This is a genomic window from Rheinheimera metallidurans (assembly GCF_036983985.1).
GTDB classification, from domain to species: domain Bacteria; phylum Pseudomonadota; class Gammaproteobacteria; order Enterobacterales; family Alteromonadaceae; genus Alishewanella; species Alishewanella metallidurans.
Genome location: NZ_JALAHQ010000002.1, coordinates 198868 through 222605 on the forward strand (window position 1 = coordinate 198868; position 23738 = coordinate 222605).

At 43.1% G+C, this 23738-nt stretch carries 19 protein-coding genes; 12 read left to right on the forward strand and 7 right to left on the reverse strand.

Features of this window, described 5'->3' with window-relative positions:
• Nucleotides 1–31 precede the first annotated feature (31 nt).
• The 7 genes from MN199_RS06285 to ttcA all read left to right on the forward strand — a co-directional run bounded on the left by MN199_RS06285 (nucleotide 32) and on the right by ttcA (nucleotide 6550).
• Complete coding sequence (locus tag MN199_RS06285) at nucleotides 32–517, forward strand: FixH family protein (protein WP_335738808.1); 486 nt, start codon at nucleotides 32–34, stop codon at nucleotides 515–517.
• A gap of 13 nt (nucleotides 518–530) precedes the next feature.
• A complete protein-coding gene (locus tag MN199_RS06290; protein ID WP_335738809.1) occupies nucleotides 531–2912 on the forward strand; it encodes a heavy metal translocating P-type ATPase in 2382 nt (793 codons plus the stop codon).
• Nucleotides 2909–3088: a cbb3-type cytochrome oxidase assembly protein CcoS gene (gene ccoS, locus MN199_RS06295; protein ID WP_132583533.1), complete on the forward strand. Its 180-nt coding sequence runs from the start codon at nucleotides 2909–2911 to the stop codon at nucleotides 3086–3088. Before MN199_RS06290 ends, ccoS begins: the two co-directional genes overlap by 4 nt.
• Nucleotides 3085–3759, forward strand: a complete 675-nt coding sequence (locus MN199_RS06300) for a sulfite exporter TauE/SafE family protein (protein ID WP_132583535.1) — start codon at nucleotides 3085–3087, stop codon at nucleotides 3757–3759. The genes ccoS and MN199_RS06300 overlap by 4 nt, the downstream gene beginning before the upstream one ends.
• A 27-nt stretch (nucleotides 3760–3786) precedes the next feature.
• Nucleotides 3787–4515, forward strand: coding sequence for a fumarate/nitrate reduction transcriptional regulator Fnr (gene fnr, locus MN199_RS06305; RefSeq protein WP_279432800.1), 729 nt, complete (start codon nucleotides 3787–3789; stop codon nucleotides 4513–4515).
• 98 nt (nucleotides 4516–4613) lie between these two features.
• Nucleotides 4614–5546, forward strand: a complete 933-nt coding sequence (gene uspE, locus MN199_RS06310) for a universal stress protein UspE (RefSeq protein WP_335738810.1) — start codon at nucleotides 4614–4616, stop codon at nucleotides 5544–5546.
• Between the two features lie 80 nt (nucleotides 5547–5626).
• Nucleotides 5627–6550: a tRNA 2-thiocytidine(32) synthetase TtcA gene (ttcA, locus tag MN199_RS06315; RefSeq protein WP_335738811.1), complete on the forward strand. Its 924-nt coding sequence runs from the start codon at nucleotides 5627–5629 to the stop codon at nucleotides 6548–6550.
• Nucleotides 6551–6574: 24 nt separating this feature from the next.
• Here ttcA and MN199_RS06320 read toward each other — a convergent pair whose 3' ends face one another.
• Together MN199_RS06320 and MN199_RS06325 are read right to left on the reverse strand one after the other, a co-directional pair.
• Nucleotides 6575–7225: a DUF2987 domain-containing protein gene (locus MN199_RS06320; protein WP_132583543.1), complete on the reverse strand. Its 651-nt coding sequence runs from the start codon at nucleotides 7223–7225 to the stop codon at nucleotides 6575–6577.
• A 1-nt stretch (nucleotide 7226) separates the two neighbouring features.
• Nucleotides 7227–8090 (reverse strand): glucosaminidase domain-containing protein, encoded by an 864-nt coding sequence (locus MN199_RS06325; protein WP_132583545.1) that lies wholly within the window; start codon nucleotides 8088–8090, stop codon nucleotides 7227–7229.
• A 243-nt stretch (nucleotides 8091–8333) separates the two neighbouring features.
• Between MN199_RS06325 and MN199_RS06330 the strand changes: the two genes are divergently transcribed.
• A complete protein-coding gene (locus MN199_RS06330) occupies nucleotides 8334–9731 on the forward strand; it encodes an alanine/glycine:cation symporter family protein (protein ID WP_335738812.1) in 1398 nt (465 codons plus the stop codon).
• On the opposite strand, the gene MN199_RS06335 is transcribed toward MN199_RS06330, so the two are convergent.
• Entirely contained in the window at nucleotides 9728–10045 is a 318-nt protein-coding gene (locus MN199_RS06335; protein ID WP_335738813.1) for a YebG family protein, read from the reverse strand. The genes MN199_RS06330 and MN199_RS06335 overlap by 4 nt on opposite strands.
• Nucleotides 10046–10246: 201 nt before the next feature.
• On the opposite strand from MN199_RS06335, the gene MN199_RS06340 reads away from it, so the two are divergent.
• Nucleotides 10247–11533, forward strand: a complete 1287-nt coding sequence (locus tag MN199_RS06340; RefSeq protein ID WP_132583551.1) for an anti-phage deoxyguanosine triphosphatase — start codon at nucleotides 10247–10249, stop codon at nucleotides 11531–11533.
• A 36-nt stretch (nucleotides 11534–11569) separates the two neighbouring features.
• Nucleotides 11570–11962, forward strand: coding sequence for an MAPEG family protein (locus MN199_RS06345; RefSeq protein WP_132583553.1), 393 nt, complete (start codon nucleotides 11570–11572; stop codon nucleotides 11960–11962).
• Between the two features lie 83 nt (nucleotides 11963–12045).
• Here MN199_RS06345 and MN199_RS06350 read toward each other — a convergent pair whose 3' ends face one another.
• Together MN199_RS06350 and MN199_RS06355 are read right to left on the reverse strand one after the other, a co-directional pair.
• On the reverse strand, nucleotides 12046–13482 hold the full coding sequence (locus tag MN199_RS06350) for a tetratricopeptide repeat-containing sulfotransferase family protein (protein WP_335738814.1): 1437 nt from the start codon (nucleotides 13480–13482) through the stop codon (nucleotides 12046–12048).
• 98 nt (nucleotides 13483–13580) lie between these two features.
• Nucleotides 13581–16544 carry a TonB-dependent receptor gene (locus MN199_RS06355; RefSeq protein ID WP_335738815.1) on the reverse strand — a complete coding sequence of 988 codons (2964 nt, stop codon included), beginning with the start codon at nucleotides 16542–16544 and terminating at the stop codon, nucleotides 13581–13583.
• A 315-nt stretch (nucleotides 16545–16859) separates the two neighbouring features.
• Between MN199_RS06355 and ggt the strand changes: the two genes are divergently transcribed.
• Both ggt and MN199_RS06365 read left to right on the forward strand, forming a co-directional pair.
• Nucleotides 16860–18530 (forward strand): gamma-glutamyltransferase, encoded by a 1671-nt coding sequence (gene ggt, locus MN199_RS06360; RefSeq protein ID WP_335738816.1) that lies wholly within the window; start codon nucleotides 16860–16862, stop codon nucleotides 18528–18530.
• Nucleotides 18531–18568: 38 nt separating this feature from the next.
• Nucleotides 18569–19399, forward strand: coding sequence for an amino acid ABC transporter (locus tag MN199_RS06365; RefSeq protein WP_335738817.1), 831 nt, complete (start codon nucleotides 18569–18571; stop codon nucleotides 19397–19399).
• A 61-nt stretch (nucleotides 19400–19460) separates the two neighbouring features.
• Here MN199_RS06365 and prpF read toward each other — a convergent pair whose 3' ends face one another.
• Nucleotides 19461–20648 carry a 2-methylaconitate cis-trans isomerase PrpF gene (gene prpF / locus MN199_RS06370; RefSeq protein WP_335738818.1) on the reverse strand — a complete coding sequence of 396 codons (1188 nt, stop codon included), beginning with the start codon at nucleotides 20646–20648 and terminating at the stop codon, nucleotides 19461–19463.
• Nucleotides 20649–21009: 361 nt separating this feature from the next.
• A complete protein-coding gene (gene acnD, locus MN199_RS06375) occupies nucleotides 21010–23598 on the reverse strand; it encodes a Fe/S-dependent 2-methylisocitrate dehydratase AcnD (RefSeq protein WP_335738819.1) in 2589 nt (862 codons plus the stop codon).
• Between the last annotated feature and the right edge of the window lie 140 nt (nucleotides 23599–23738).

Sequence of the window (23738 nt, forward strand, 5' to 3'; positions counted from 1 at the left end):
GGGCTTATTTCTATGTACTTTTGAGGTTACCATGCAGCAAGATACTAAACCCTGGTATAAACAATTATGGCCGTGGTTACTCATTGCCATACCGGTTATTACTGCAATAAAAGCCGTACATACTGTTATAATTATGCAAAGGAGTTCGCCTGATCTTGTTGTTGACGATTACTACAAACAAGGTAAAGCCATTAATATGCAACTGGCTAAATATCGTGAAGCAGAATTGCGTAATTTACAGGCATCAATATTAATTGCTGGTAATAAAGCCATTATCCACTTTGCCAAAAACAGTGTGTTAGAAGGTGAAGTACATCTTGATTTTTACCACCCTACTATTGCCGCTTCAGACTTTGCATTAAACGCCCAGCGCAGTGGTGAACAGCTTTATATTGCCGAGCTTCCTCTAACGCCTGATGGCAAGTGGCAGCTGGTGGTGTCGGATGCATCTAATGAATGGAAATTACGTGCGGTACTAGCACTACCGGCGACAACTGAAACTAAACTTGGTTATTGAGCAGGATTGCTAAGTGAGTACAAAGCGCTGTTTTCACTGTAATGAACCCGTACCCGCTGGTTTTAATTTCGGTTGCCAGTTTGATGGCGAAGCACGCTCTTTTTGCTGTGCCGGCTGTCTTGCCGTTGCTGATACCATCATAAAAAGCGATTTAGCCGATTATTATCGTTTTAGAACAGAACCTGCCAGCAAAGCCAACGCAGTACCAACTGAGCTAGCTGCAGCCTTAACCGAATTTGATACGCCAGATATACTCGCTGACATTAGTATCCAGCAAGGCGAATTAACCGAAATTGAGCTATCGATCAGCGGTATTAGTTGTGCGGCTTGTGCTTGGTTAATTGAAAAACAACTACGCCAACTGCCTGCAGTACACCAAGTTAATGTAAATTCGGCTACCCAACGCTGTCATCTTATTTGGCATGCAACACAAGCTCCCCTTAGTCAGGTGCTTAATACCTTAGCTAAAATTGGTTATCAGGCTAGCCCGTTTATTGCCGACCATGAAGAACAAATATTTAAATCTGAGCTACACCAGTTTTTAAAGCGCTTAGCGGTGTCTGGCATTATGACCATGCAAGTAATGATGCTGGCGGTTGCCCTGTACTTTGGTGACTATACCGGCATTGAAATATCACACCAAGGTTACCTGCGTTGGATCAGTTTAGTACTAACATTACCGGTCGTGTTATATGCTGCAATACCCTTTGTAAAAAGCGCTTGGCGTGGCATTAAAGCAAAACAACTGAATATGGATGTGCCAGTAAGCTTAGCTATTTACTATACGTTTTTTGCCTCGGCTTATGCCACTGCATTTAGTACCGGCGAAGTGTATTTTGAGTCGGTGTGTATGTTTACGTTTTTGCTGCAGCTAGGCAAGTTTTTTGAATACCGGGCCCGTGCTCGCGCGCGCGACGCCACCAGTAACCTATTAAAAATCATGCCGGTTGCGGCTACGCTACTGCATAATGAGCAGCAGCAAACTGTATCTGCCAAACGGTTAACTATTGGCGATATAATATTAATTAAACCAGGCGAAACCATCGCTGCTGATGGCGATATTATTATTGGTAGCAGTTCAGCTGACGAGTCGATGTTAACCGGTGAATATGCCGCCATCGCTAAAAATGTTGGCGATAAAGTTCTAGCTGGAAGTACCAATCATGATGGGTTATTACAGGTGAAAGTAACTCAGCCATTGTTATCGTCGCATTTAGGTCAAATTATCGCGTTACAGCAACGCACCTTAAGCCAAAAGCCCGCCATACTACAAAAAACTGATCGTTTGGCGCGGTATTTTGTTGAGCGTTTATTACTTATTGCTGTAGCAACATTTTTATTGTGGTATTTCTGGTTAGATGCTGACCGCGCCTTTTGGATCACCTTATCGGTATTAGTCGCTACCTGCCCTTGCGCACTTAGTTTGGCTGCGCCAACAGCTGTGACTTGCGCACTAGCTAGCTTAAACCGACGCGGTGTATTAATTAAAAACTCCATGGTATTAGATGTCTTACCCGAGCTAACTCATATTGTGTTTGATAAAACCGGTACCCTAACCGAAGGCCGTTTTTCTATCGCCAAAGTAACCATACTCGATGAGCGTTTTACTGTTAGTGGCGTGCTTAATTTAATTGCTAACCTAGAATGCTATTCAGAGCACCCTATTGCGCGAGCTTTTACCTCACACTTAACGCAGCAGCTAACGTTGCAGCAGGTAGATATTCAAGTGGGTGGTGGTATTTCAGCGCATTATCAAGATAAAGTGCTCAAAGTTGGCAGTGCCGTTTTTTGCAAGGTAAATAGCCCAGAACCGGCCATGGTGTACGTTAGCTACGACAATACCTGTATTGCCGCAATTAATTTACACGATGCCCTTCGCCCAGAAGTACCACAGCTAATAAGCATGCTACGCCAACAAGGCTATCAACTGGTTATGCTTACCGGTGATAGCTCAATGCAAGCCGAAGCTCTACAGCAACAATTGCAGTTCGATCTAATGAAAAAAGGCTGTACGCCAGCACAAAAGGTCGCAGAAATTGAGCGGTTAGTACAAGCTGGTCATAAAGTATTAATGCTAGGCGATGGTATTAACGATAACCCTGCATTTCATGCTGCACACGTGTCCGTTACGCTAGAGACCGGCAGCGATTTATCAAAAAACCAAGCCGATGTGGTATTGTTACAACCTAGCATTGGCTTGCTAAACGATTTAATGCAAGCTAGCACCCAAGCACAGCGGGTTATAAAACAAAATTTATATTGGGCCGCCGGTTATAATCTACTAATTATTCCACTAGCGGTGGCGGGTTATGTTTCACCTTATATTGCGGTGTTGGGTATGTCTTTTAGCTCGTTATTAGTGGTATCAAATTCATTAAGGCTGCTGAAAAAATGAGTGTTATATACGTTTTAATTCCGATTGCTATCTTGTTTGTCATTATTGGCCTAATTGTATTTTTCTGGGCAGTGCGCAGCCGACAGTTTGAAGACCTTGATAAAGAAGGCTTTAGTATCTTGTTTGATGACAACAAGCCGAAAAGTGCTGATAAACCAACAAAACCTGAACAATGATCCCCGATCTATTAGCCGCATTACTTATTGGTTTAATTGGCAGTAGCCATTGTTTGGTTATGTGTGGTGGCATTGCCGCCGCATTACAGTTGTCTATGCCCAAACAACGTAATGGCTACAATTGGCAACTACCTCTGTTACTTAGCCTAGGTCGCCTAACTACTTATAGCCTATTTGGCGCCGCTGTCGGTTACTTTGGCGCTAGCGCCATGCAATTAGCAGGCACGTCGTTATTATGGCTGCGTTTGCTGGCGGGTATTTTATTGTTAATGATGGCGTTATACATTAGCCGTCTATGGTTTGGTCTTATTCACTTGGAAAAACTAGGCCAAAAACTATGGCGACATGTGCAGCCGATAGCAAAAAAACTACTACCTCTTAATTCACGCCGTAAGGCCTATGCTTATGGTTTATGTTGGGGGGCATTACCTTGCGGTTTGGTATATAGCACCTTAGGCTGGAGCTTAGCCAGTGGTAGTTTATTGCAAGGTGCCGCAATTATGTTTAGCTTTGGTGTAGGTACGTTGCCTGCAATTTTACTTACGGGTAGTGCCGCAGGGTTACTTATCAAACTTAAAAATACCCTAATGCTGCGCTATATTACCGCAGCAATGTTAGCTATTTACGCTAGTTATACAATTTGGCTTGCTATCCGGCGTTTGGTTTTTTAACCTAGCCAATGTATTGATTATAGAAAAGTGAAGGACGCCGTTATGCAACGCTCAGCAATAAACTGTCAGGACTGTGGTTTCAGTCAGCTCTGTTTACCGTTCTCACTAAATAATACAGAATTAAACCAATTGGACGATATTATTCAACGTAAAAAGCCGTTTCACAAAGCAGATATGCTATTTGAAGCTGGCCAAAATCAACGCTGTTTATATGCTATTCGTACCGGTTCGTTTAAAACCTTTACCCTAACCGAGCAAGGCGAGCAGCAAATTACCGGTTTTCACTTACCTGGTGATATCGTAGGTTTTGATGGCTTAAGCAAACAGCATCACCCTAGCTATGCCGAAGCGCTTGAAACGGCAATGGTATGTGAAATACCGCTGCCGAATTTAGAAACCTTACTGGATCAATTACCCCGTTTACGTCAACAAATGATGCGTTTAATGAGCGAAGATATTCAAGCTGATCAACAAATGATGCTGTTGCTAAACCGTAAAACTGCCGAACAAAAATTAGCTACATTTTTATCTCAACTGGCACAGCGCTTCGCTAGTCGGGGCTTTTCTGGTAGTGAATTTCGTTTAACTATGACCCGCAGCGACATTGGTAACTACTTAGGTTTAACCGTAGAAACCATTAGCCGTTTACTCAGCAAGCTAGATAAAGAGCAATTAATACTCGTTAATGGCAAACTCATTACCATCCTAGATCAGCCACGTTTATCTAAACTAGGTGCGCTTACAGCTCAGTGCTAGATTTTATGCGTAATTATTTGCGCCAACGCAACTAAGTTTGCCTCCAGCCAGGTTATTTTAGCTACACTTAATACAAGCTAAGCTAAGTGGAGCACGTCATGTCAATCTACAATAATATATTAGTTGTATTAGACCCTAGCGTTGAAACGCAAAAGGCCCTTAACCGTGCCATTGAACTCGTTAGATTACAAGGTGGTAAGCTAACCGCATTTTTAGCGGTTTACGACTTTTCGTATGAAATGACCACCATGCTATCCGGCGATGAACGCGAGACAATGCGCCAAGCGGTAATTAAGGACCGAGAACTATGGGCGGGTAAATATATGATCGCGCCGCATAATATCGGTATCGATATTGAGATTAAAGTGGTGTGGCATAACCGGCCCTTTGAAGCAATAGTACTTGCGGTACTCGAAGATAACTACGATTTGGTGATTAAAGGTACTCATGATCATGATGTACTAAAATCAATGATTTTCACCCCTACTGATTGGCATATTTTACGTAAATGCCCTTGCCCAGTTTTAATGGTAAAAGACAATGAATGGCGACAAGGTGGAAATATTATTGCTGCAGTAAATGCGGGCAGTGAAAAAGAGCACCATTTATCACTTAACCAACGCGTTATAAGCAGAGCTTTGCAAATGGCCACACTGCTTCAGGCAGAAACTCATTTAGTTAATGCTTACCCTGGCACACCAATAAATATCGCAATTGAAATACCTGAATTTAATATTCAAGAATATAACAGCACCATGAAGCACCATCATTTTGACGCTGTTGCCGCTTTAGCAAAGCAGTTCGATATCGACGCTAAGCACTGGCATGTAAGCGAAGGTATTCCAGAAGATGTGTTACCAAAACTGGCGAAAAAGCTCAATGCGACGATGATGATCATCGGCACTATTGGCCGTACCGGATTGTCGGCTGCTATCATAGGTAACACTGCTGAGCATGTTATTGACCGCCTAGACTGCGACGTACTAGCAGTAAAACCCGCTAATTTTGTCTGCCCATTGCACAAAGACTAACATTTAACACGACACAGCTTTGGTATTGGCGCACGCTTCGTTATAATGTGCGCCATTTTCATTAGTGGTAATTTTGTTTTATGACTCACGCAGCGCAAGCCAAAGCACAATATAATTTAAATAAACTCCATAAACGCCTGCGCCGTGGCGTCGGACAAGCTATAGCCGACTTTAATATGATTGAAGAAGGCGACAAAATTATGGTGTGCTTATCTGGCGGCAAAGACTCTTATACCCTATTGGACATTTTGCTGAATTTACAACAATCTGCGCCTATTAACTTTAAAATTATTGCGGTAAATTTAGATCAGAAACAACCCGGCTTTCCAGCCGAAGTACTGCCAAATTATCTAACCGGCATTGGTGTCGATTTTCAGATAGTCAATGAAGACACCTACTCTATTGTTAAAGATAAAATTCCTGAAGGCAAAACCACTTGCTCACTTTGCTCTAGGCTGCGTCGTGGTATTTTATATCGTACGGCTAAAGAACTGGGCGCGACTAAAATTGCATTAGGTCATCATCGTGATGACATGTTAGAAACGCTGTTTTTAAATATGTTTTATGGTGGGAAATTAAAATCTATGCCGCCAAAGCTAGTTAGCGATAACGGTGAGCATATTGTGATCAGGCCTTTAGCTTACTGTCGCGAAAAAGATATCGAAAAGTACTCACAAGCCCGCAGCTTTCCAATTATTCCGTGTAATCTATGTGGTTCACAAGATGGATTACAGCGTCAAGTGGTAAAGGAAATGCTGCAAGATTGGGATCGTCGTTTTCCTGGTCGTATTGAAACCATGTTTCAGGCCATGCAAAATATCGTGCCATCCCACATGATTGACAAAAACTTGTTTAACTTCGCCGCGCTAAGTAAAGACACCGAACTAAATGAGCGAGATACCGCCTTTGATAGAGAGAGTATCCCTGCTATACCTGTGGGCTTAATCGTAGATGACGAGCAAGCTGAATCCAATCATAATGTGCAAATTATTGCTTTAAACTAAGTAACATCGCAGTGTTAGTAAAGCTTATTTAACACTGCTGCCAATTAACGGTAATATATATTGTGGCCGCTGATTAAACTGCCAGTTGGTTGCTGCCGGTAACAATGGCGTTGTTAAACGAATATAGCAACGTCTTGCATCGCAGCGAGTAACATCAGCTGCCGTTATAGGCATCTGCGGCGTAGTGGTATCCTCAGCGAACTCAACAATCACACCTTCAACAGCAGGCAACCAACGTTTACTGAACCCGGCCATATCATCAAGTAGCAGTGTAAATTGGCGTTGATAATGCTGCACAGTAGCAAGCTCTAAACTGGTATTTAAACGCATCCGCGAACGCAACTTAAATTGTATCTGACACGGCTCGGCGTTATCGGCCTGTAATACCGTAAGTATCGCGTTACTATCTTTTAAGGCTTCATCATAAGGTAGGCTAATTTCACCATTACCTGCAATATCTAGCGCAATATCGTGTCTGTCACTGACTAATTTTAAACTATAAAACCGACAAGGTTGCCCGCTACGTTCACCAATTAGGGCAAAGGCTAAAGTAATATCGCTGTATTCAGGTTGTTGTAGCTTTTTCATCCGTGCGTAAAAGCCGTTATAGTTCATCATTAAATCGGCAGAAACCGGTGTGGCTAAAAGTAGTAACAAAGACAATAGAAAACGCATTTTATTCTTCCAATAATTTACGGTTAACGCGGATCATGCCACTAATTTCAGCTATATATTCCTCGCCACGTTCAGAGTACGAACCTAAACCTGCGGCCAAGGTTTCACCGCGCACGGGCTTATTTTCTGCTCTTAAACTTGCTCTAATGCTACGTAAGTGTTCGTAGGTATGGAATGTATTTAAATTATAGAAATACCCCTTAATGCTCGCAGCAGGACTATTAAAACTTGCTACCTCATGATATTGGCCTTCTACTCGTTCTTGCGGTACTAATCCACACCCTATACGAAAACACCACTGACCAAAAAAGTTATATCCTTCAAGCGCAAACCGACTTGTCCCCCACGCCGATTCATTAGCAGCTTGCATTAATACTAGTGAATCAGGAATAACATCAACCCGCAACAATAGCTCGGTTAATGTTGTCTCATCAATTTCATCGACGTCTAAACGAAACTCATCACACAAACTGTATAGAAATGCATACTCCTCCAGCGTAACACGTAACCGTTTTTGTCGCTTTTGCTGAATTTCTAACAATTGTCGACGTAGCTCGCGTAGACGAGCATTTTCGCGCTTAACGTAAGGTCGCAAATAATTAAAAAAGTTACGTTTTTTTTCTGTTACATTTTTAATTTGATTAAAATCTGGCAAGCTAACAAATGTAGGTAGCGGCTGAGTATAAGCTAAACGTTGCAGAACCTTTTTCTGATCTGCTTGGTTTAGTGCCGTTATGCGGCTAGGCTTTTGCCACTCTTCTAGTGAGTCGAGCTGCCTTATCGGTTCTAACTCAGCAAAGGGACTTAATACAGCAACAATGACAGCCAGCCAAAATATAACAGCACTGATTTTTCCTAATACCATTGTTCACCTGTTGTTTGTGTATCATTACTAAACAATGCTTATAACCAGTTTATAGCAATAAAAAACAGTCATTTTACCTGTATCAGCGTCGTTATACGACCAATAAATACGATACCTTGCTCTACTCCCACTCGTTAGCTATAGACAAGTAATAGTTAAGTAACAGATAAGGCCTTGTTTCTGCGTGAATAACACAGTAGTCTTGCCTATCGCATTAGCCATCCATACTTCTTAATAACATTTATGAATAACGACTTTTCGTTCCAGCATGCATTTGAAACCCTAACATCGCATCTTTCTGCTGTAGTGTTTTATGCCTTTAACATTAATGATGTCAGTATTCCTTTAGTGCTAATTTGGTTAATTAGTGGAGCGTTAATTTTCACACTTTATCTGGGCTTTATTAACGTGCGTGGTTTTGGCCATGCTATTAGTTTGCTAAAAAACAATAAAAGTACTGGTGTTAAGGGTGAGATCACACCATTTCAAGCATTAAGTACGGCGCTATCTGGAACTGTTGGTACAGGAAATATTGCCGGTGTTGCCATAGCAATAGGCTTAGGCGGGCCAGGTGCAACATTTTGGATGATTGTGGCTGGCGTGCTGGGTATGTCTACTAAGTTTGTTGAATGCACACTTGCAGTAAAATATCGACAAATTAACCCAGATGGTAGTGTTTCTGGCGGCCCAATGTACTATATAAAAGCCGCTCTAGATAAATTTAACTTACCGCTATTGGGTAGCATTTTAGCAGTAGCATTCTCGGTATTTGTTATCTTTGGCTCTGCAGGTTTCGTTCACGTTAACCAAGGCTTTGTACAAGTAAAAACCGTAACTGGTTTTGATAATGCCTGGTTGTTTGGTGTTATCTACGCCCTATTAGTAGCCGCAGTTATTATTGGTGGTTTAAAAAGCATTGCCAAGGTTACCAGTAAGCTAGTGCCGTTAATGTGCGCAATCTACTTGCTCGCATCACTTATTGTGATATTTACTCATGCCAGCGCTATTCCGTCAGCTTTTGAGTTAATAATAAAAAGTGCTTTTACGCCTGAAGCCGGTTACGGCGGATTTATTGGTGTATTAATACAAGGTTTTCGCCGCGCCGCGTATTCTAACGAAGCCGGCATTGGCTCATCGCCCATCGCCCATGCTGCTGCGCAAGTAAAAGAACCCGTTAGCCAAGGCTTTATTGGTTTGTTAGAACCCTTTATTGATACTGTTGTTATTTGCACCATCACTGCTCTGGTGATTATTCTAACTGGCGCTTATCAAACATCTGGTCTTGACGGTGTGCAAATGACGTCAGGAGCTTTCGCTTCTGTATTTAGCTGGTTTCCATGGGTGTTAATGATTGCATTGCTACTATTTGGTTTTTCAACCGTTATTAGCTGGTCATATTATGGTCTAACTGGTTGGCGCTACCTAGTTGGCCACAACGAGCGCCTTACGCAGCTATATAAAGTGTTTTTTTGTATCATTGTCTCTATGGGTGCAGTGCCGAATGTTATGGCCGTGTTCGACTTTATTGATTCAATGATTTTCTTAATGGCCATGCCAAATATTCTGGCGCTCTATTTATTACTACCAGAAGTTAAAACCGATTTAAACGCTTACTGGAAAAATAAACAGCAGGCCCGTTAAGCGGCCTGCTCTACTGACGATATTTTAGCCTTAGCAGTCTGGTCATCTGACTTTTCTAGCTTAGCTTTTTCAGCTTTAACCGGCGGCTTTTTTGCCCCTAAGGCAACTAATAGCTCGTCTTTTTGCTGCGCCATAAACAGTGCCAACGCTTCTACAACTTGCTCATCCGTAATTAATGCGCTGCCGGTTAAAAACTGGCTAAGCTCATCTGCAGTATCGAGCATTTTGTCATAGGCATCTGCTTCTGCTTTGGATGTGAAAGTCATCTTTTCCGCTCCATTACGTTCGACTACATACTTAATAATTACAGCCATAATATTCCCCTTAATTAATGCACTGTTATTTTATACAGTATATTTTGCAGGTTGTCGATAGCGCTTAAATTAAAAACAACAAATAGTGCAGCCGTACCGCTACTCGTAGTTTAAACTCAATTAACGTAGTATAAGTAAGTGAAAAACATTTAATTCGCATAAGAGTAAATGTATTTATCAGCCTGAATTATAAGGAACACTATGTCATTTTCACAATGGTCAGAGCGCCGCTCAGGTATCAGTAATTCCAGGCCTGGTGATCAACGCTCACCATGGCAACGTGATCGCGCTCGTATTTTACATTCAGCCGCTTTTCGACGCTTACAAGCAAAAACCCAAATTCTGGGTATTGGCCAAAACGACTTTTATCGCACCCGCCTGACCCATTCATTAGAAGCAGCACAAATAGGTACCGCTTTAGTAAGCCAGTTACAAACTAAAGTAAGCATTGCCGAGCAATACTTTTTGCCTGATGCCAGCCTTATGGAAGCCTTATGTTTAGCGCACGATATTGGCCACCCACCTTTTGGTCATGGTGGTGAAACGGCGCTTAATTATAAGATGCTGCACGCAGGCGGGTTTGAAGGTAACGGCCAAACCTTGCGTATTGTTGCCAAGTTAGAGCCCTACACCGAACATCATGGAATGGACTTAACCCGTCGTACTTTATTGGGCTTGTTGAAATACCCTGTATTACAACCTAAGTTAAGCCATGACCTGATAGCGCCGATAAACCCTCTTAATTTAACACCTTGGAAACCGGCTAAAGCCATTTTTGCTGCAGATAGCGACATTTTAGACTGGGTTTTAGCGCCATTGAGTAAATCAGATCGTGCGCTATTTCAAAGCTGTGAAAGTTTAACGCAATCGCCTTACATTAAATCTTGCTATAAATCGCTTGATGCCTCAATTATGGAATTAGCCGACGATATTGCTTATGGTGTGCACGACTTAGAAGATGCGATTGTCTTGGGCAATATTAGCCAAAGCCAATGGCAGCAACACACCGAGTCAGAATGGGCGGCACTGCCGGCTAATTTACAACAATTAATGCAAAGCATTAGTGCCAACTTGTTTAGTGACCAACATCATTTACGTAAAGATGCAATCGGCTCGCTAGTAAACCTACTTATTAGCTCCGTAGCACTTACTGAAGCTTTACCCCAAGCCGAACAAGTACTGATCCGGTATAACGCTAGCTTAGACGTCGCTCCGCAGGCCATTTTGCAATGTTTAAAACGGGTGGTTTATCGTTGCGTAATATCAAAGCCGGAGATCCAACAATCACGTTTTCGCAGCCAAAATATGTTGATGGCATTATTTGATGCCTTTGTTTCAGATCCATCCCGGTTGCTACCAGCAAACACACAACAGCGATGGCTGCAGGCTGATGAGCAATTAAAAACCCGCGTGATCTGTGACTATATTTCTGGCATGACTGACGGTTACGCCGAACATATGTATCACCAGCTTTATGCTAGTGTTTAACGAACCTAATTTTAGCTTAGCAGCAACGGAGCAACGATGATTACAACCTTATTATTAACCCTATTTATTGCCATGTTACTGCCCTATCTGGCAAAGGCTCCCTTAGCGGCAGCGATGAAAAAATCTGGTGGGTATGATAACCATAACCCGCGTGCACAGCAGGCGGCATTGCAGGGCTTTGGCCAGCGCGCAAATGCCGCGCACTACAATAGTTTTGAAGCCTTGCTAATTTATGCATGTGCTGTATTTACCGCTGTCGGTTTAAATGCCGTAGATAGCATCACCGTGATATTAGCCTGGTTATTTATAGCTAGCCGCATCGCTTATTTATTGTGTTACTGGTTAGATCTAGCCACGATACGCTCACTCGTTTGGGCTATTGGCATGCTGGCAACACTGAGTATCGCCGGCCGAGCATTGCTGGGCTAGGTGCCAAGATACCGTTTAAGATTAGTATGTACGTTCCCTCCAAATAAGGGCCGTACATACACCACGTCTTTTATTAGCACTCGTTAAAAACCAGCAAAAAACTCAGGATATTGACTTACTAAATTAGGCCTAATTTGTTGTAGTGGTTGATGGACCTGCCCTACGCTTGAAGTAAATACCGGAGAACTACTATTGTAAAAGCTCAGCATATTAGACTCATAATTAATGCCTAGATGAGCACAGATTTTTGTTAGCGTAGCTTCGGGCTTGGCAACTAAATCTTCATAGTTAACCTCTAAAATACGCTTAGAAAATAGTCGTTTCCAATGTTCTAACAAACGCCGTTCACTTGATATATAACCAAAAATACTCTCCGCTGACCAACTCCACGCTGCTTTTGCGCGAAAATTAGTTTTAAAACAGGACCATGCAGTATCGTTGTCATTACGTCGAATATAAATAGCCTTGCTATTGGGGAACGCTTGAGCCCAAATGCCAAAATATCGATTTAAATTTAATGATTTATCTACAATATAACCTTTCGCTTTGAACTGCAGATCTGCTACTTTTTGGTATACCGTTGCAATATGGTCAATCGCACCAACCGGATGACCATGATTAGCAATATAAGCAGGGAAATCTAAGAAGTTCTTTCCCTGTAAGTGCATACAAGCAACACCGATACCATTAAACTCTCCAGCACCCGCTACGCTACTATGACAACTGAGCATTTGCCCGAGTAATGTAGTGCCACTTCTAGGCAAGCCTAAAACCGCAATGCTTCTACGGTATGAACTACGCGAATAAGGTAATTGCTTTTGCTTATCTAACGAAAAATTGCCAATAATTGCATCTACTTCGTTGGCATCTATATCAGATGAATAATTGGCCAATTGAGCCATAATGTTGGCGCCTTTAGCGTAATATTGCCAAGCTTGTTCGTAGTCGCCAACATCGTCATAAGCTTTACCTAAAGCATATAAAAACTGTTGCTCATTGCGCTTATCATCAGCGTTTAGATTCTGATAAGCCAGTTGTAGGTTTCGTAGTAAGTTAGCATGCTGTTTGAAATTGATAATACTCGCTAACGTAAACCAGCTAATGCCTAAATGTGGCGCTAAGTCTAAAGCGAATATCAATGCTCGTTTAGCTTCATCGATGCGCCCAAGCTGGGCATACATAGTTCCAGCCATATGAAATATAGCCGGATGCTTCTCTCCTGCACTTATATAAGGCTCAATAATCGCTAAGGCTTTGCCCAAATCGCCGGCTTCTGCGTACAACCCCGCGTAATGCAGATCAGTATCTATGCCTTGTGGACAACTCTTATGAAATAGCTCTGCCGCCTGTTTTGCCATATCTACTTCACCAATACGCAGTGACAACGCAGAAACTTTTAGCCAATCAGCTTTGATATGCGGTTTATTTTCTAAATAATGACTAATTAATGCTTCAGCTTCGGTTCGTTTACCCAACTTCATGCAGTCGATAATATTGTTCACATTAAAAGATTTATCCACATATGGCTCCGATAAGGTATAAAAAAGCCGGAAAACAATGCTATTTCCCGGCTTTTTATCAGTTTAATAAAACACGTAATAAACTGATGGTCTAACTATTAAAACTTAATTTCAGCACTTAAACGCACTGAACGTGGAGTTTGAAATGATGTAGGTAAGCCATAAAGCGCACTTGTCTCACCTGCGAAACCGCCATCAGCGCGTTCACCGGCATAAATTTCATTAACTTGATTACGTTCAGTCACTTTTAAGTTATTAAACAGATTAAACACATCGCCACGTAATATAATATCGGTACCTTTAAAGTTAAGCTGATACCGAGCAGTTAAATCTAGTGTCCAGTTGCTAGCTGTGCGGCCTTCTGAACCACGATTAACCATTTGACCATCCTTAACAAATGATTCTGCTTCATACTGCGATGCAAATGCATCTGTAGGATGGAAACCAAACGAACTTAGCGGTCTACCTGATTCCCAGCGGAAATTAGCGCCTAAACTAAAAGCTTCCGTAAACGCATAAGCCCCCTGCAGTTTAAACATATGCCGACGGTCATTTGGTAAATTACCGTTTGCACCTTCAACTAAGCCTGGCTGGTCAAAGTTGCTTGTTAAACCACCGTCATCTTGACCGTTGTCTGAACGCACGAAACCTTCACTATTACCCCAGCTATGAGACCAAGTATAGGTGGCATCGATCATCCAATCATCGGCAAATGCACGACGTAAATTTAAATCTACAGCAGCATATCTACGTTTTGCTTCAGGGAAACCCAACAAGTTACCAGGAATAGTGTACTGTTGATAAGCTAACGGGCCATCACCATCAGGATCGGTAGTAATAGAAACCGCCGCTCCCGGGTTGGTCAATACATAATAAGTAAAGCCACTGCAATTGGTGCATGAAGAACCAAACTCTTGCTCTAAATATTGATTAAAACCATAGTCGATGGCAACGTCTTCTAATGAGCTTTTTAGATCGCGATAGGTGCCTTTCACGCCAAAGGTCCAGTTATCCTCTAACATACGCTCATAACCAAGAATAAACTCATCTTGATACATAGGTTTAATATCGGCGTTAACCGTTTCTAATGTGCCTTTTAATGTACCATCAGAATAGACTGTCGTACTTAGTGGTGCATTTGGGTTAACAATTGGCGTTAAATCACTATTAATACCAAGCACATCGTATTCGGTAATCGTATAGAGCTCATCACCTGCTAAGCGAATATTAGTATTGGTTGCAACGGGTAGATAGTAACGGCCATAATTGGCAAATATTTTACTTGTACCGTCGCCGCTAACATCCCAGCTTACACCAACACGCGGTGCCCATTGGTCTGATACGTCAACAAACTTATCGCCCGCTTTATTATAGTTTTGAAAAGTTTCATTACGTAAACCAATACGGGCAACGATGTTATCTGTTACTTGCCAAGTATCTTGAATGTAATAAGCGTAAGATTTGGTCTCAAAAGCACCAGCGTTGATATAGGTATTAAACCTAACACGCGCACAGTCAGAAGCGAGCAAATCGGCTGCAGCTACCGCATCTAAATTTGCGCAATTACGGTATTGATATAACGACCCGCCAACACGGCTTGTATCTTCGACGGCTTCCATATTTTCATAGTCAAAACCAAAACGTAAGCTGTGGTCATCATGCACATACCAATCTACGTCGGCACGATACGCGGTACGTTTGTCTTCCATCACAGACGGCGTAGTTAAACCGTATTTCGTAAATTGCTTACCTGAAGGCGAATGAACTACACCAACAACATTATTGCCGGCATTAATGTTGCTATAGTTGGCTTCATTTACACCATATAGCAAACTTACGGTAAGGTCATCAGTTACAATACCAGTGTATTGCAAGGCATACGACTTACCACCGCGTGCTAATACATAATCACCGTATAGATCAGCTCGCGTGTCAGTCGCGAAATCATAGTCATACTTACTCGTGTCGAGATCACTAGTATTATCCCACCCAGTAAATTCAACAATATGATTTGGTGTAATATACCAATCTAGTTTAGCGGTATATAACACGTCACTAGCGCTACGCTCATAAGATAACACATCCGTGGAGTAGTCACTGTCTCGCGCTTTGTAGTTAACTAAGCCAAAGAAAAACAGTTTATCTTGCACCAACGCACCACTGGCCCATGCATTAACGTTGGTTTCACCAATTTTATCATTGCTATTTATGATGTAGTAAGGTGAGCCATTTTCGTCAATAGCATCTTGCTCGGTTAAATATACGTTAGGCCTATGCGCGCGCAGTGATGATGGTTCAAAGTAGGCACTGCCACCTGCGTGAAAATCATTTGAACCTGATTTAGTTTTTGCATTAATTACACCACCAGTTGAGCGCCCAAACTCGGCAGAATAACCACCGGTTTTAACTTCAAACGTTTCATACATTTCAAAAGGTAGTTCAGAGCCACCCAAGCCATTTCTAAAATTAGTTACGTTTAGACCGTTAACATAATAAGCATTTTCACCAACAGAAGCGCCGCCAAATGAGGCCAAATTACCAAAAGCCGATACACCACGCGTAGTACCCGGTGCCAATAAAGCAACAGAAGCTAAATCACGCGGCACAGGTATTTTTGATAAAAACTCTTGACTAACTACCAATTGAGACTCAGACGAAGTTGCATCAAGCACCGCAACTCGAGAACCACGCACCTCAATAGATTCAACAGCACCCTCAGCTAACATAACAATATTCATACTGGTATTTCCACCAACACGAACATTAACATTCTCTTCAGCTACAACACCAAAACCTGATTTTGTTGCCTGTACTGAATACGCACCCGGTGGTAATAATGGGAAACGGAAATTACCACTATCGCTTGATGACACTTTACGTACCAAGCCTGTTTCTAAGTTAGTAATGGTAATTTCAACGCCACTAACTACTTGGCCACTTTGATCAATCGATTGGCCGACTAAATTACCGCGCGATGCATCTTGCGCTAGTGCAGGTAACGCAGCGAGAGACATCGCAACAGCGGCAGCTGTTAACGTGGTTTTAAATATTTTTTTATTCACTATTGTTCTCCATGGATGGATTTTATAATTATGTAATTAAGTGTGTTCTTTGACACACTTAATTACATAATAACCATATAAATAACGCACGAACAATAACTACATGTGGATCATTGACTTATTAGACACAAACACGTTTATGATAAACGTAAGGATTTCGAGACGATTTTAAGCATTACAACCTACACTAAGCTGTTACTAATTAGTCTGAAAGGTGTTCTATAAAAGCAAAGTTAAAGTAAAGCAGCATAGCGTTGCCTTGCAATTAAAAGCACGCCTAGTTTACATTGGCCAAAATCAATACTGGAGAGCGACATGATCTACCGCCTATTATTAACTCTAAGCCTGATATTTAGCAGTTTTTATAGCCTTGCTGAGCCGAATAAAACTCAGCTCGCTGGTGCGGTAGCGTCGCCGGATCAATACGGCGCTATCGTTGCAGAAAATATCCTGCGTAGCGGTGGTAATGCTATTGATGCGGCCGTAGCCACCGCCTTTACCTTAGCCGTTACCTACCCTGAGGCGGGCAACATTGGTGGCGGTGGCTTTATGACCATTTGGTTTGAAGGCAAACCTTATTACCTAGATTATCGTGAAACTGCGCCTGCCGCGGCGCATCGCGATATGTACTTAGATAAAGATAAACAAGTGATTGATGATTTAAGTTTAATCGGAGCTAAAGCTAGCGGCGTACCCGGCACTGTTATGGGGTTGTGGCAAGCACACCAGCGCTTTGGCTGCCTACCTTGGGCCGAGGTAGTAAAACCGGCAATTCAGTATGCACAAGCTGGTTTTACCGTTGCAGAAAATCAATATCAATACCGCGCTGATGTATTAGAGCAATTTGCCGGTAAAACCAACTTTGCCGACTATTTTAGCAAAATGCGCGCTAATGAAAACTTTGTGCAAACCGAGTTAGCTGCCACGCTAAGCCGAATTGCCAAACATGGGCCCAGCGATTTTTATCAAGGCGAAACTGCAAAGCTATTGGTCGCACAAGTTCAGCGTAATAATGGCCTAATTACTATGCAAGACCTAGCGGCATATAAAGCAGTGTGGCGTGAACCAGTAGTAACTGCTTGGCACGATTTTCAGTTGGTTACACCAGCTCCGCCAAGCTCTGGTGGCATTGCACTTAGCCAGTTACTTGGCTTAAAGCAGCGTCGCGATGCTGATTTTAAAGACGTGCCGCTTAATAGCACCCAGTATGTACATTTAATTGCTGAAATTGAAAAACGCGTGTTTGCTGACCGTGCCGATTACTTAGGCGACCCTGACTTTACCACCGTGCCACAAAACCAATTACTTGATGCGGCATACTTAGACAAACGCGCCAGCGAAATTAATAGTAAAGCGATATCAGTAACTGCTGATGTAAAGCCCGGGCTTGAAGGCTACCATACCACGCATTTTTCGATCTTAGATAAACACGGTAACGCGGTATCTAACACTTATACGCTTAACCTTGATTTTGGTAGTGGCGTAGTAGTCACCGGTGCCGGCTTTTTACTGAATAATGAAATGGACGATTTCTCAGCCAAAGCCGGTGTGCCAAATGCCTTTGGTGTGGTGGGCGGCAGCGCTAATGCTATAGAGCCAGGTAAACGGATGTTGTCGTCAATGGCACCGAGCTTATTAGTTAAAGATAATAAAGTGGAATTGGTAATAGGCACCCCGGGCGGCTCTACTATTTTCACTTCTATTTTTCAGGTTATAAATAACGTGTATGATTATAAAATGTCATTAACCGATGCCGTTGCCGCACCGCGGTTTCATCACCAGTTATTGCCTAAAGATCAAATAACCATGGAGCCTTACGCGCAGTTAACAACTGAAGTGCAACAAGCACTAACAGCAAAAGGCTATAACATTAAAACGCAAAGCTGGAACTTAGGTGATATTCAGGCAATAAAAATAACTGAGGGTAAGGTAGAGGCCGCAGCGGATCCGCGCTCTCGTGGCGTAGCAAAAGTGTTTAGCTATTAATTAGTATAATAATGCGTTACCGGAGTAGTAGATTAGTTATGCCAGTAGTTCACAACACATATATAAGCCGTTACTTGCCAATACTATTAACGGTATTGGCCATAATAACGCCGGCCAGCTACGCTAAAACACCAAAGCCAGTAGCTGTCGTTTCTAACAGTGATGCGACACTAACCTTTTGCTATGAAGACAAACAACTATTGCCTTATTACGCAGGCAACAGTAACAACGTCGCCGAATTGCCGGGCGCATCAATAGAACATCTGCGTGCGGCTACAGCGGCTACTGGCGTTAATTTGCAATTAATCCGTTTACCTTGGTTACGCTGTTTACAAGGGTTAAAAGATAACAGCATAGATGCGTTAATTGCGTCTGTTGAAACAGAGCGCCTGCATTATACGGTTTACCCTAAACTAGCTAACGGTGAACCGGATACCAATAGAGCATTTAATCAGTTGGGTTTATGTTTAGCGCATCGCTTTGACAACCCAATAACAGATAAAATAAAGAGTAAAACAGAACAATTTAGTGTTGCCAGAGCACTGGGTTATCGGCCAATTCCAATGCCTAGTAACGCCGTGATAATTGGGGTGCACTCTATAGAGAAAGCGTTAGATCTTGTAGTATCAAAACGGGTAGATGCAACTACGATGTTGTGTCAACTTAATGGTTTAGATGCGAAAGAACATCACCTTAATTTACTGCCTATACAATTAATGTATCCGCCTATTCATCAAAGTTTTGGTTATTTGATGTTGAGTAACAGTTTTTATCAACGTTATCCGCAGCTATCAGAACAGCTGTGGAATGCCCTTCCTAAAACTTTAGATAAAGCACGCTATTTAGAATACTTAAACGTTACAGAATAATGTTATCGAAGCTGAAAAAAACAAAGGCGCTGTTGCGCCTTTGTTTTTGCATAACCTTAAATTAGAAACAATCGCCCGGTACGCGTACCCAGCCTTCCATTAATACTCTAGCACTGCGACTCATAATGGCTTTAGTAACAGCCCAGTTACCATCAATCAGCTTAGCTTCTGCACCAACCCGTAAGGTGCCCGATGGGTGGCCAAACCGAACAGCTTGACGCTCAATGCCGCCAGCTGCCAAATTAACTAAGGTACCAGGAATAGCCGCTGCCGTGCCTATAGCAACTGCGGCAGTGCCCATCATGGCGTGGTGCAGCTTGCCCATTGAAAGTGCGCGCACTAGTAAGTCGATGTCGGCTATGTCTACCGTTTTGCCACTTGACGATATGTAGTTTTTAGCTGGTGCAACAAAGGCCACTTTAGGCGTATGCTGGCGAGCTGCTGCTTCAGAAATATCACTAATTAAGCCCATTTTTACTGCGCCGTAAGCACGAATAGTTTCAAACATAGCTAAGGCTTTAGCATCGCCGTTAATCACGTCTTGTAATTCTGTGCCGGTATAACCAATAGCGTCGGCATTAATAAAAATAGTCGGAATACCGGCATTTATTAATGTTGCTTTAAAGGTGCCTATACCTGGTACCTCTAAATCATCAACTAGGTTACCGGTAGGAAACATAGCACCACCGCCCTCGCCTTCGTCGGCGGCAGGGTCGAGAAACTCTATTTGTACTTCGGCCGCGGCAAAAGTAACACCGTCTAACTCAAAGTCGCCAGTCTCTTGTACTTCACCATTAGTAATGGGCACATGGGCAATAATAGTTTTTTTGATATTGGCCTGCCAAATACGCACGGTACATAGGCCGTTTTCGGGTATACGCTCGGCGGCAACTAAACCGTTACTTATAGCGAAAGAGCCTACCGCAGCGGTTAAATTACCGCAGTTACCGCTCCAATCAATAAAGGCTTTATCAATTGCTACTTGGCCAAACAGATAATCTACATCGTGTTCAGGCTGGCTGCTTTTGCTTAAAATAACGGTTTTACTGGTACTAGATGTAGCGCCACCCATGCCGTCGGTATGTTTACCGTATGGGTCTGGGCTGCCAATAACGCGCAGTAATAAATTGTCTCGTGTTGCACCAGCGTGTTGCGCTGTGGCCGGTAAGTCATCTAATTTAAAAAATACACCTTTACTGGTGCCGCCGCGCATATAGGTGGCAGGAATTTTAATTTGCGGAACACTCATAACTATTAGTCTCGGTTATCGTTTATATTTTATTTATCTTTACAGGTGGTTTGAGGCAGAGGTTCGAGCCGATGTCCTATTTAGCTCGTCGCAGCAACTCGCTCACGCTAGCGCGTTCACTCAAACACTCTGCGCCGACAAAACAGGACATCGGCTCTACTTTGCACATCGCTGATGCATATAGCTTTGGTTGGAACCTCTGAAATGTTGTCACAGAGTGTCTGAGTCCTGCCGTAGGCATGGACGAGTTGCTGTGACAAGCAGTTCAGAGCGTTGCAACCAAAGCCTAGACCTAAATCTAAGCCTTAAACCAAAGCCAAAACTTAAACTTAAGCCTGAATCAACAATAAAACCGACTCACTTAAACCGCACCCTGTAAAAAGTCCTGCGCAAAACGCTGTAACACACCACCAGCTTCGTAAATTGACACCTCTTCTGCGGTGTCTAAACGGCAGGTTACTGGCACCTTTAGTGTTTCGCCATTAGTACGATGAATAACCAAGGTAACCGTTGAACGTGGTGTGCAATCGCCTATTACGTCATAGGTTTCAGTACCGTCTAACTGCAGCGTAGTGCGTGTGGTACCTGGTGCAAACTCTAACGGCAACACTCCCATACCAATTAAGTTAGTACGATGAATACGCTCAAAACCTTCTGCCGCAATAGCTTCTACACCGGCTAAACGTACGCCTTTAGCAGCCCAGTCACGCGATGAACCTTGGCCATAATCGGCACCTGCAACAATGATTAACGGCTGTTTGCGCTGCATATAGGTTTCAATGGCTTCCCACATGCGGGTAACCTTACCCTCGGGTTCAATACGCGCTAATGAACCTTGCTTAACCTTGCCATCTACTACGGCCATTTCGTTAATTAGTTTAGGGTTGGCAAAGGTAGCGCGCTGTGCGGTTAGGTGATCACCGCGGTGCGTAGCATAAGAGTTAAAATCTTCTTCTGGCAGCCCCATTTTATGCAAGTATTCACCCGCCGCACTGTCTAGCATTATCGCGTTTGATGGCGACAAGTGGTCGGTGGTAATGTTGTCACCCAATACAGCAAGCGGACGCATACCTGTTAACGTTCGCTCACCTGCTAACGCGCCTTCCCAATAAGGTGGGCGACGAATATAAGTGCTTTGTGGCCGCCAGTCATACAGTGGGCTAATTTGCTCACCGTAATCTACCGCTAAGTCAAACATTGGCTCGTACACTTTACGGAACTGCTCGGGTTTAACACTGGCTTTTACTACCGCATCAATTTCCGCATCGGTTGGCCAAATATCTTTTAAGGTAATAGCGCTACCATCTGGGTTAAAGCCTAAGGCATCTTTTTCAATATCAAAGCGAATAGTACCGGCAATAGCATACGCCACTACCAGTGCTGGTGAGGCTAAAAACGCTTGCTTAGCATACGGGTGAATACGACCATCGAAGTTGCGGTTACCCGACAATACGGCAGTTGCATACAAGTCACGTTCAACCACTTCTTGTTGAATAATAGGGTCTAAAGCACCGCTCATACCGTTACAAGTGGTACAAGCAAAACCAACAATACCAAAGCCTAACTGTTCTAGCTCAGTTAATAACTTGGCGTCGTTTAAATACAGCTCTACGGTTTTAGAGCCTGGCGCTAATGAGCTTTTTACCCAGCTTTTACGGGTTAAACCTTTCGCATTGGCGTTACGCGCTAACAAGCCGGCAGCAATAACGTTACGCGGGTTACTGGTATTAGTGCAGCTAGTAATAGCGGCAATAATAACGGCACCATCGGGCATTTTGCCGTCTTCAATTATATACTTACCGGCAATACCTTTAGCGGTTAAATCGCTAGTTGCTAAACGTGCATGCGGGTTAGATGGGCCTGCCATAGTGCGGCCAACGCTTGATAAATCAAACGTAAGTACCCGCTCGTACTCTGCTGTTTTTAGGCTTTCTGCCCACAAGCCAGCCACTTTAGCGTAGGTTTCTACTAGCTTGACTTGCTCAGCGTCGCGGCCAGTTAAGGTTAAATAATCCAGCGTTTGCTGGTCAATGGCAAACATAGCTGCAGTTGCACCATATTCTGGTGTCATATTGGAGATAGTTGCTCTGTCACCTAAACTTAGGCTATCTGCGCCTGCGCCATAAAATTCTAAGTAACTTGATACCACTTTTTGCTGGCGTAAGAATTCCGTTAGTGCAAGCACTATGTCGGTGGCCATAATGCCTTCTTGTGCTTTACCGGTAAGCTCAACACCAATAATATCGGGCAGGCGCATCCAGCTGGCACGGCCTAGCATAACGCTTTCTGCTTCTAGACCACCCACACCAATGGCAATAACGCCTAACGCATCAACATGCGGTGTATGGCTGTCGGTACCTACTAAAGTATCTGGAAACGCCACGCCGTTAAGCGAATGAATTACCGGTGACATACGCTCTAGATTAATTTGATGCATAATGCCGTTACCCGGCGGAATAACTTCAACGTTTTTAAAGGCTTTTTTAGTCCAGTTAATAAAGTGGAAACGGTCGTCGTTACGGCGGTCTTCTATCGCACGGTTTTTTTCAAACGCGTCGGCTTCAAAGCCCGCATGCTCTACTGCTAACGAGTGGTCAACAATTAGCTGCGTTGGTACTACTGGGTTTACTTTTGACGGATCACCGCCCTTTTCAGCAATGGCATCGCGCAGGCCTGCTAAGTCAACTAATGCGGTTTGGCCTAAAATATCATGACACACTACACGGGCTGGAAACCAAGGAAAATCGAGATCGCGCTTGCGGTAAATTAACTGTTTTAGTGCATCAGTTAACATAGCAGGATCACAGCGGCGCACTAAGTTTTCGGCATGCACACGTGAGGTATAAGGTAATTTGGCGTAGGCGCCCGGTTCAATGGCGTCAACCGCGGCTTGAGTATCAAAGTAATCTAACTTAGTGCCCGGTAAGGGCTTGCGGTACTGGCTGTTCATAATGGTTACCTGTGTATGAGTAATTCTCACGTTAAGCGTTACGCTCAAATCGGTTTGACCACACCAACACGCCGTAAACCCATCCCTGGGGGCTCCTTTTCGCCCGTCCAGGGCTACAAGGGTTGGCTTAGTTCAAACCG

Excerpts from the sequence above, each read along its gene's own strand:
- MN199_RS06285 (WP_335738808.1), top strand. The coding sequence starts at position 32 with ATGCAGCAAGATACTAAACCCTGGTATAAACAATTATGGCCGTGGTTA.
- ccoS (WP_132583533.1), top strand. The coding sequence starts at position 2,909 with ATGAGTGTTATATACGTTTTAATTCCGATTGCTATCTTGTTTGTCATT.
- MN199_RS06300 (WP_132583535.1), top strand. The coding sequence starts at position 3,085 with ATGATCCCCGATCTATTAGCCGCATTACTTATTGGTTTAATTGGCAGT.
- uspE (WP_335738810.1), top strand. The coding sequence starts at position 4,614 with ATGTCAATCTACAATAATATATTAGTTGTATTAGACCCTAGCGTTGAA.
- ttcA (WP_335738811.1), top strand. The coding sequence starts at position 5,627 with ATGACTCACGCAGCGCAAGCCAAAGCACAATATAATTTAAATAAACTC.
- MN199_RS06320 (WP_132583543.1), bottom strand. The coding sequence starts at position 7,225 with ATGCGTTTTCTATTGTCTTTGTTACTACTTTTAGCCACACCGGTTTCT.
- MN199_RS06325 (WP_132583545.1), bottom strand. The coding sequence starts at position 8,090 with ATGGTATTAGGAAAAATCAGTGCTGTTATATTTTGGCTGGCTGTCATT.
- MN199_RS06330 (WP_335738812.1), top strand. The coding sequence starts at position 8,334 with ATGAATAACGACTTTTCGTTCCAGCATGCATTTGAAACCCTAACATCG.
- MN199_RS06335 (WP_335738813.1), bottom strand. The coding sequence starts at position 10,045 with ATGGCTGTAATTATTAAGTATGTAGTCGAACGTAATGGAGCGGAAAAG.
- MN199_RS06340 (WP_132583551.1), top strand. The coding sequence starts at position 10,247 with ATGTCATTTTCACAATGGTCAGAGCGCCGCTCAGGTATCAGTAATTCC.
- MN199_RS06345 (WP_132583553.1), top strand. The coding sequence starts at position 11,570 with ATGATTACAACCTTATTATTAACCCTATTTATTGCCATGTTACTGCCC.
- ggt (WP_335738816.1), top strand. The coding sequence starts at position 16,860 with ATGATCTACCGCCTATTATTAACTCTAAGCCTGATATTTAGCAGTTTT.
- MN199_RS06365 (WP_335738817.1), top strand. The coding sequence starts at position 18,569 with ATGCCAGTAGTTCACAACACATATATAAGCCGTTACTTGCCAATACTA.
- prpF (WP_335738818.1), bottom strand. The coding sequence starts at position 20,648 with ATGAGTGTTCCGCAAATTAAAATTCCTGCCACCTATATGCGCGGCGGC.
- acnD (WP_335738819.1), bottom strand. The coding sequence starts at position 23,598 with ATGAACAGCCAGTACCGCAAGCCCTTACCGGGCACTAAGTTAGATTAC.